Raw genomic sequence first — 10,467 nt, forward strand, 5'->3', positions numbered from 1 at the left:
AAAAAAACGCCCCTGGCCATCGGTCCAGGGGCGTTTCTTTTACACCGGGGGTTACTTCATCGCATCAGCAAAGCTCTGCACGAACGCGGCGTTATCGATGATTCGATCATGGGTAGAGTCGATCAGTACTGACTGCTCAATACATGGACGGCCCATAACCTGCGCCATGCTTGCCTCAATTAACTGACGATGCTGCCCTGCCCGGCTCGCAGCGGCCCACCAGCAATTGATCGGTGCCTGGATCGGCTTGAAGTCGGCGTCCTTGAGACTCTGGCCAAGAGCACGGTCGAGTTCCCAGGAGATCTGCGCTTCGTCGCCCTCAAGCAAGCTGGCCTTGACCTCCACATAGGTCTCACCAAGCGCGCCTTCGGCCCACGTGCTGAACGCCTGCCATTGCTGCACCTCGTCTTCAGAGAGCGCCTGGCTTTGCAACCACGCCGCCTGAATCAACGCGCTCGACTGCGCAAACATCACCTGCAATAACTCAACACGCCGCTGATTAACCGGCACTTCACTGTCATCGGTCATCACCGCCGTGTCCCAATAGGCCTTGAGCCAGTGCGGCGGCGATGCATCGATCCAACCGACAACCTCGACCACACGCCCCGCCTGTTCCAACGCATACGCGACCTCCATGGCCAGGTTGCCACCCAGGGACCAACCGGCCAGGCGATAAGGGCCTTCGGGTACGGCATCGAGCAGTTGCGCGGTGTAGTCATCGACCATCGATTGCCAGTTGGGCACGTCACTGCCCTCCTCGACCAACGCCCGACTGATCACCCCCAGCACCGGCCGTTGTTCACGCAGTGCCAGGCCGATGGCCTTGTAGCAATGCACCGAACCAAAGCTTGGGTGGAACAGGAACAGTGGCGTGCCTTGGGTCTGGCTGTTGAGTTTGACAATCAGCGAGTGGCGGGTTTCGCCACCCAGGCAGGCCACCTGCCCCGCAATGGTCGGGTTAAGCATCAGTTGGCTGACCGACAGCGCTGTGCCGGTCGCCTTGCGGATGCGCTCCTTGAGCCTCAACACCAACAGCGAATGGCCACCCAGCTCAAAGAAATTGTCATTTAACCCGACGCGTTCAACCTCCAGGACCTGGGCCCAAATCGTCGCGAGGCGCTGCTCCAGCTGCGTCTGCGGCGCCTGATAGACGCGTTCTTGCGCGTGCGCATCAGGCTTGGGCAACGCCTTGCGGTCCAGCTTGCCATTCGGGCTCAGGGGCATTTGCGCCAGCAGCACCCATTGCGCCGGCACCATATAGTCCGGCAAGTGCGCCAACAGGTGTGCGCCCAGGGATTCACGCCAGGTTTCGCTCGGCGCCAGCAACACCAGATAGCCCACCAGGTGCTTGCCATCAACCACCTGGACCGAGGCTTCCTGCACCTGTGGATGTTCAAGAACACGCGCTTCAATCTCACCCAATTCAATGCGCAGGCCACGCAATTTGACCTGATGATCCAGGCGCCCAAGGTATTCGATAACCCCGTCGGCACGCTGACGCATGCGGTCGCCGGTACGATACAGGCGCGCTCCGGGCTCGAACGGTGAAGCAACAAACCGTTCGGCGGTGAGCCCAGGGCGTCGATGATAACCGCGTGCCAAGCCGATACCGCCCAGGTACAACTCACCTGCCACACCCACAGCGGTCGCTTGCAGTTGTGCGTCCAGCACATAGGTGCACAGGTTGGCGATCGGCTGGCCAATGGGCACCGTGTCACGCCCTTCGTCGATGCAGGTCCAGTGGGTCACGTCGATGGCGGCTTCGGTCGGGCCATACAGGTTGTACAACGCGGCTTGCGGCAACTTGCGCAATACCTGCTGTTGCGCATCCACCGGCAGCGCTTCGCCGCTGCACACAATGCGTTGCAAGGAGTGGCAGGAAGCAACGGCCGGGTCTTGCAGGAAAGCCTGCAGCATCGACGGCACAAAGTGCAGCGTAGTGACCTGTTCGGCGTTGATCAACGCTACCAGCCTGGCCGGGTCGCGGTGATCACCCGGCGCAGCCACCACCAGGCGTGCGCCTGTCATCAGCGGCCAGAAGAACTCCCACACCGACACGTCGAAGCTGAACGGGGTCTTTTGCAGCACCGTGTCACGGGCGTTCAACCCGTAGGCTTCCTGCATCCAGCACAGGCGGTTGGTCAGCGCACAATGGCGGTTGCCCGCACCTTTGGGCTGGCCGGTGGAGCCGGAGGTGTAGATCACATAGGCGAGGTTTTCGCCGCTCAGCACGCTAATGGGATTGGCTTCGCTGTAACTGTCGACATCGGCCTCGCCCAACACCAGCGTGTCCACTCCGTGTGGAATCGGCAATCGACTCAGCAGATGGGCCTGGGTCAGCAACATACTCACGCCGCTGTCTTCCAGCATGTAGGCCAGTCGCTCGCGTGGGTATTCCGGATCGAGCGGCACATAAGCGCCACCGGCCTTGAGTACCGCCAACAGGCCGACGACCATGTCTATCGAACGCTCCACGGCCAGCCCCACCAACACGTCGGGGCCGACACCGGCGTCCATCAGGCGATGGGCCAGGCGGTTGGCCCGCCGATTAAGTTGGGTGTACGTCAAGCGCTGCCCGGTAAACACCAGCGCCTCGGCATCCGGCGTGAGTTCGACCTGCGCTTCAATCAACTGATGCACAGGCTGCTGCGTGTAGTCGCGAGCAGTGGCGTTCCAGTCTTGCAGCGCGCTACGTTGCTCGGTGCCGTCCAACAGCGGCAACTGGCTGACGCGCTGTTGCGGGTCGTCGAGCATGCCTTGCAACAGATTTTGCCAGTGCCCCAGCATGCGCGTGAGCATGGCCGGTTCGAACAGGTCGGTCGCATAGGTCAGGGTGGCCCAGATACCCTGCGCGGTGGCCTGGGTGTCCAGGCTCAGGTCGAACTGCGCGGTCTGGCTACCCCAATCCAGGCCCTCTACCCGCAAATCGGGCAACTGACGGCCGCGGGTAGCCAACCCCGCCTCGCTCTGATGGTTGAACAACACCTGGAACAACGGGTTATGGCTAAGGCTGCGCTCCGGTTGCAAGGCTTCGACCAGTTGCTCGAAGGGCAGGTCCTGATGGCTCTGCGCATCCAGGCTGCGGTGTTTGGCCTGCTGCAGCAGTTGGGTGACGGTGATCTGCTCGTCCAGGTCGGCCTTGAGCACCTGAGTGTTGACAAAGAAGCCAACCAACCGCTCGACCTCAACCCGGTTGCGGTTGGCAATCGGCACCCCGACACGGATGTCGTGCTGGCCACTGTAGCGGTACAACAAGCCCTGAAAAGACGCCAGCAACAGCATGAACAGCGTCACGCCCTCGCGCTGCGCCAATGCGTTGAGCCCCTCGGCCAGTTGCGTCGGCAACTCAAGCTCCAGGCTGGCACCGCGATAGCTTTGCTGCGCCGGGCGCGCGTGCGCGGTCGGAAGTTCCAACACCGGTTGCTCACCGCCCAGCAGTTCGCACCAGTAAGCCAACTGACGCTCGCGCTCACCTGCCGCCATCCACTCGCGTTGCCAGTGTGCGTAATCGGCATACTGCAACGCCGGCGCCGGCAACTGCGCGACCTCGCCCTGGCTGTAGGCGCTATACAACTGCACCAGTTCGTCGACCATCACCTGCATCGACCAGCCATCGGAAACGATATGGTGCTGCACCAGCACCAGCACGTGCTCATCTTCGGCCAGGCGCAACAAGGTGACGCGCAGCAGCGGCCCTTGCTGCAGGTCGAAAGGCTTGGCAATTTCGGCTTCTACCTGCTGCTGCAGTGTCTGCTCAGTGGCATCGCCTCGCATGATTGACAACGGTTCGGCAGGCAAAACCACCTGCACCGTGCGCTCATCCTGCTGATTGATGCGAGTGCGCAAGCTTTCATGTCGCGCCACCAAGCGATCAAAGCTGCACTGCAAGGCATGCAGATCAAGGCGGCCGCTCAGACGCAGAATGCTCGGGATGTGGTAAGCGGCGCTTTGCGGGTCCAGCTGCCAAAGAAACCACTGTCGCTCCTGGGCAAAGGACAGCACTAACGGCTGATCCCGTCCTATCGCCCGCATTGGCGGCGCCAAGTCCTCTTCAGCGGCGTGCAGTGCCAGCACAAAACCCTGCAGTTGCGGCTGCTCAAACAAGGTGCGCAGTGGCACGTCACGCTCAAGTAACTGGCGCACACGGGAAATCACCTGCATGGCCAGCAACGAGTGCCCGCCCAACTCGAAGAAGTGGTCCGTCAGGCCAATGCGCACAGCGCCCAGCACTTGGGCCCAAATCGCCGCGACCTGCTGTTGCAATGGCGTAACCGGCTCAACCCACACACCTTGCGACTGCGCCGCGTCCGGCTGGGGCAAGCCCTTACGGTCGAGCTTGCCGTTGGGCGTCAACGGCATCTGGTCCAGGAACATGAAGTGCGCAGGCACCATATAGTCAGGCAGACGGGTTTTCAGGGCACGACGCAAGGCTTCGCGGAATGCGACCGGGTCGGCCACGGGTTCAGCGGGCACGACGTACGCCACCAACTGCTTGCCGCTCGGACTTTCCTGGGCCACGACGACCGTTTCACCAACCGCATCCTGCTCACGCAGGCGCGCCTCGATTTCACCCAACTCAATACGGAAACCACGAATTTTCACCTGATGGTCGACACGCCCTAGGTAATCCACCACGCCGTCCGCACGGCCACGGGTCAGGTCGCCGCTGCGGTAAACGCGGCTGCCGGGCTTGCCGAACGGGTCCGGCACAAAACGTTCGGCGGTAAGCGCCGGGCGCTCCAGATAACCACGCGCCACGCCTTCGCCGCCCAGGTACAGCTCACCAGCCACGCCGATGGGTTGCAGGTTGAGTTGTGAGTCCAGCACGTAGCCGCTGCGGTTGCCCAACAGTGTGCCGATCGGCGCATAGACCGCGCCGCACGGATCGCCGCGACGGGCTTTCCACAGCAGCGGCGTGACCACGGTTTCGGTCGGGCCGTAGCCGTTGAACAAGTAGGTCGGTTTCAGTGCGCGCCACGCCAGGTCGTAACTGGCCTGCGCCACCGCATCGCCGCCGAAGCAGTACACGCGCACATTGGGCGGGTTGCCATCGCGCTCGGCATGCTCGGCCAACTGTTGCAGGTACACCGGCGGGAACACGGCCATGGTCACGTGGTGACGGTGCATTTGCGCGTAGGTGTATTCCGGCAGCCACAGGCTGTCGTCGCGGATCAGCACGCTGGCGCCGTTGATCAGCGGGTGCATCCAGCCTTCGTGAGACCCGTCAAAGGCAAAGGACATAAAGTGCAATTCGCAATCGGCCGGGCTGGTTTCGTAACGCTCGCCGGTGGCGATGATGTGCGCCACCAGTGGCCCGTGGGAAACGGCCACGCCCTTGGGCATGCCGGTGGAGCCGGAGGTGTAGATCACGTAGGCGAGGTTGTCGCCATCCAGATTTACCTGCGGCGCGGTATCGCTGTAGCCGGTCCAGTCTTCGGTGCGGTCAATGGCCAGGGTTTCGAGCCCTTCCGCTACCGGCAATTGCGCCAAGGCACTGCTGTGGCTCAGCAGCAATTTCGCGCGGCTGTCTTGCATCATGTACAGCAAACGATCACGCGGGTATTCGATGTCCAGCGGCACATACACGCCACCGGCTTTCATCACCGCGAGGAACGCCACCATGATTTGCGCGCTGCGCGGCATGGCAATCGCCACCCGCACTTCCGGGCCGACGCCACGTGCGATCAGCGCATGGGCCAGGCGGTTGGCCTGGCGGTCCAGCTCGCCATAAGTCAGGGTTTGCGTATCGAATTTGACCGCCACCGCATCCGGGTTTTCCCGCACGCGATCAGCAAACAGCTCATGCACCAGACGCTCGGCCGAGAAGCCGGCGTCGGTCTGGTTCCACAGTTGCAGGATGTGCTGCTGCTCGTCGCTGTCCAACAAGTGCAACTGGCCGATATTCTGTTGTTGATCGGCCACCATCGCCTGCAACAGGTTCTGCCAATGGCGGACCATCCGCTCAATGGTGACGGCTTCAAACAGGTCGGTGGCATAGCCCAGCGAGGCCCACAGCCCTTCTGTACTTTCATGCACATCCATGTCGAGATCAAAATGCGCGGTACGGCGTTCCCACTCCAGGCCTTCGATGCGCAAATCCGTCAGTGCTTGCGCCCCCAGGTGACCCTCACTCTGATAGTTGAACATGACCTGGAACAGCGGGTTCAGGCTCAGGCTACGCTCGGGTTGCAGGGCTTCGACCAATTGCTCGAACGGCAGGTCCTGATGGGCCTGGGCCTCCAGCGCACGCTGCTTGACCTGGACCAGCAACTCGGCAACCGTCATGTGCCCGTCGATATCGGCCTTGAGTACCTGAGTGTTGACGAAAAAGCCGATCAGACGCTCGGTTTCCACACGGTTGCGATTGGCGATCGGCACGCCTACGCGAATGTCTTGCTGGCCGCTGTAGCGGTGCAGCAACGTCTGGAACGAGGCCAGCAGTAACATGAACATCGTCACGCCCTGCGCCTGGGCCAGGGTTTTAAGACCTCGCGCCAGCTCGGCAGGTAACGGCACATCCAGGCGCGCGCCACGATGGCTTTGCTGCGCTGGGCGTTGATGGTCGAACGGCAACTCCAGCACCGGCTGCTCGCCACCGAGCAAGTCACGCCAGTAATCCAGCTGGCGGGACTTTTCACCCGCCTCCATCCACGTACGCTGCCACACGGCAAAGTCGGCGTACTGGATCGGCATCACCGGCAACTGCACAGCCTGGCCCTGGCTGAACGCGGCATAGAGCTGCACCAGTTCGTCGATCATGACTTGCATCGACCAACCGTCAGAAACGATGTGATGCTGTACCAGCACCAACACATGATCGTCCTGCGCCACACGCATTAAGGTCACGCGCAGCAACGGCCCGCGTTGCAGATTGAACGGGCGGGCGATTTCGGCTTCGACTTGCGCTTGCAGATCAGCTTCTTGCACGTCAACGCACTGGACAGGCAACACCACCTGCGCACGGATAACTTGCCGCGCCCCCTCCGCGTGCTGTTCGACGCAGGTGCGCAGGCTTTCATGGCGAGCGACCAACTCATCGAAACTGCGCTGCAACGCCGCCGTGTCCAGCCGCCCCCTGAGGCGCAAGGCACTGGGAATATGGTAGGCGGCGCTGTCCGGGGCCAGTTGCCAAAGGAACCACTGGCGCTCCTGGGCATAGGACAGTGGCAACGGCTGGTCACGACCGACCGCCACCAGTGCCGGAGCCTCCTCACCCAGGCCACCTTCCAGCGCGTGCAAAGCGCCAGCAAATCCTTCCAGGCGTGGCTGCTCGAACACCAGCTTGAGCGGTACTTCGCGCCCCAGCGTATGACGCAAGCGTGATACCACCTGCATGGCCAACAGCGAATGCCCGCCCATCTCAAAGAAGTGGTCGGTCAACCCTACCCGCTCGGCACCCAGGATTTGCGCCCATACGGCAGCGACCTGCTGCTCCAGCTCAGTCACCGGTGCCACCCATGCCTGCTGCGATTGGTTGGCGTCGGGTTTGGGCAGCGCGTGACGATCCAGCTTGCCGTTGGGGTTCAGCGGCATGCGGTCAAGGAAGATGATGTGGGTCGGCACCATATAATCCGGCAGTTGTTCGCGCAGCGTCAGCTTGAGGGTTGCGGCGTCTTGCTGCTCGGCAACCAGATAGGCGACCAATTGATTGTCGACGGCCAGCACCAGTGTTTCGCGCACGCAGGGCTGAGCCAACAACAGCGCCTCGATTTCACCCAGCTCGATACGAAAACCGCGGATCTTGACTTGATGATCGACCCGCCCGACATACTCGATGACGCCATCGGCGCGATAGCGTGCCAGGTCACCGGTGCGATACAGGCGCTCGCCGATTTCGCCGAACGGGTCCGGCACAAAGCGCTCAGCCGTGAGCAGCGCGCGGTTCAAATAGGCGCGCGCCAAACCGCAGCGGCTGCCGATGTACAACTCGCCCACCGCCCCCAACGGCGTCAGGTTCAAGTCACGGTCCAGCACGTAAAGGGCGCGCCCTGGCAAGGAACGGCCAATCGGGCTGGCGGTGGCACCGACGATTTCAGCAGCCGCTGAGCAGTCCAGCACACTCGACACCACGGTCGCTTCTGTGGGGCCATAGGTATTGAGCAAGCGTACATGGCCAAGACCGGCTTTCACCCACTGCGCCGGGCCGTCCAGTGGCATGGCTTCGCCACCGATGTGCACCTGGCGAAGCGCGCCATAGGATCGAGGCCCCGCCGCCAGGCAATCGAGCAGGAACAGGTTCCAGTAAGCGGTGGGCAAGTCGGCCAGGGTGATGCCTTGGGCGATGATTTCGTCGTACAGCCGAGCGCTGTCCCACAGCTGCGGCCCACGCAGGACCACCGTCGCGCCGTGGGTCAGCGCCGGGTAGAGCTGCTCGACGAAACCGTCGAAATTCAAGGTAGCGAATTGCAGTACGCGGTCATCCTGGGTCAGGCGCGAGTAATCGGCGGCCATCCGGGAAAACTCAGTCAGCGCCGCATGATTGATCGCCACACCTTTGGGCTTGCCGGTGGAACCGGAGGTGTAGATCACGTAAGCCAGGTTGTGTTTGTCGACCTTGACCAGCGGGTTGCTCTCGCCGTAGTGGGCCAGCCCCGAATCCGCCACATCCAACGTCGCCATGCCTTCGGGCAGCGGCATCGGCACATGGGATTGCGTCAGCACCAAACGCACACCGCTGTCCTCAAGCATGTGCAGCAAGCGTTCACGCGGGTATTGCGGATCCAGCGGCACATAGGCGCCGCCCGCCTTAAGCACGGCCAACAAGCCAACCACCATCTCGAACGAGCGCTCGACTGCCACACCCACCCGCACTTCCGGGCCGACACCGCGCTCAATCAGCGCATGTGCCAGGCGATTGGCCTGGCGATTCAACTCGGCATAGCTGATGGTGTGTTCGTCCAGGCACAGCGCAACTGCCTCCGGGCGCTGCTGCACCTGGACCTCGAACAACCCGTGAACGCCTGCCGCCGCCTCGAACACGGGGCCACCCTGGTTCCAGGCGTACAGCAAATCACGCTGTTCTGCATCGATCAGCATGGCCAACTGCGCCACACGGGTGTCCGCACGCCCGACAATAGCGCGCAGCAAACGCTGCCAATGCTCGGCCATGCGCTGCACAGTGGGCGCCTCAAACAGGTCCGTGGCGTAGGTCAGCGAAGCCCGGATACCTTGCGGAGATTCTTGAGTATCCAGGCTAAGGTCAAACTGTGCGCTCTGGCTGCCCCACTCCAGCGCCTCAAGTGCCAGGCCCGGCAATTGCAGCTCGCCCCGCGACTTATGGGCTTCGGTCTGGTGGTTGAACATCACCTGAAACAACGGGTTATGGCTCAGGCTGCGCTCCGGTTGCAGCGCCTCGACAAGCTGCTCGAATGGCAGATCCTGATGGCTCTGGGCTTCGAGTGCGCGCTGCTTGACCTGGGCCAGCAACTGACTAAAGGGCATCTGCCCGTCGATATCAGCCTTGAACACCTGGGTATTGACGAAGAAGCCGATAAGGCGCTCGGTTTCTGCGCGATTACGGTTGGCGATCGGCACACCGACGCGGATATCCGACTGCCCGCTGTAGCGATACAACAGCGTCTGGAAGGACGCCAGCAACAGCATGAACAACGTCACACCTTCGCGTTGAGCCAGCGCCTTGAGACGGCTGACCAATACCGCGTCCAGGTCCATGTCCAGGCGCGCGCCGCGATAGCTTTGCACCGGCGGGCGCGGATGATCCAAGGGCAACTCCAACACCGGTTGCTCACCGCCCAACCGCTCAACCCAATAACCCAACTGGCGCTCTTTTTCGCCGGCTTCCATCCAACTGCGCTGCCACAAGGCGTAGTCGGGGTATTGAACCGGCAACTCAGGCAAACGCACATCCTGGCCCTGGCTGTAGCCCACGTACAACTGCACCAGCTCATCGACCATGACCTGCATCGACCAGCCGTCGGAGACAATGTGGTGCAACACCAGCACCAGCACATGCTCATCCGGTGCCAGCTGCAGTAACTTCACGCGCAACAGCGGGCCTTGTTGCAGATCGAAGGGTTCGGCGACTTCGGCTTGCACTTGAGCTTCGAGTTGCGTGCGCTCACCGACACCCTCAGCGATCTCAAGGTGCAGTTCAGGCTTCACCACCTGTAATACCTGATCGACGTCTTGATGCAGGCAGGTGCGCAAACTTTCGTGACGGGCAATCAAGGCGTCAAAGCTGCGCTGCAAGGCCGACCGATCAAGTCGGCCTTTCAACCGCAACGCACGTGGCAAATGGTAGGCAGGGCTCTGCGGCTCCAACTGCCACAAAAACCACTGCCGCTCCTGGGCATAAGAGAGTCGCAGCGGCTCGCCTTCCTGACGCTTGAAAACCGGGGCAATCTCAAACAGGTTGATGCCTTGCTGCTTGAGCATTACCGCCAACGCTTTCTTTTGTTGCGCAGAAAGTGAACCTACCGACTCGATTAATGCTTGCACGCCACGCCC

General features: G+C 61.9%; 1 protein-coding gene. It reads right to left on the minus strand.

Annotation, left to right across the window (positions count from 1 at the left end):
- Nucleotides 1–51 precede the first annotated feature (51 nt).
- Entirely contained in the window at nt 52–10,458 is a 10,407-nt protein-coding gene (locus GIW28_RS03170) for an amino acid adenylation domain-containing protein (RefSeq protein WP_442963518.1), read from the minus strand.
- Nucleotides 10,459–10,467 lie beyond the last annotated feature (9 nt).

The sequence above is a fragment of the Pseudomonas sp. PA-5-4B genome (assembly GCF_021606215.1).
GTDB classification, from domain to species: domain Bacteria; phylum Pseudomonadota; class Gammaproteobacteria; order Pseudomonadales; family Pseudomonadaceae; genus Aquipseudomonas; species Aquipseudomonas edaphica.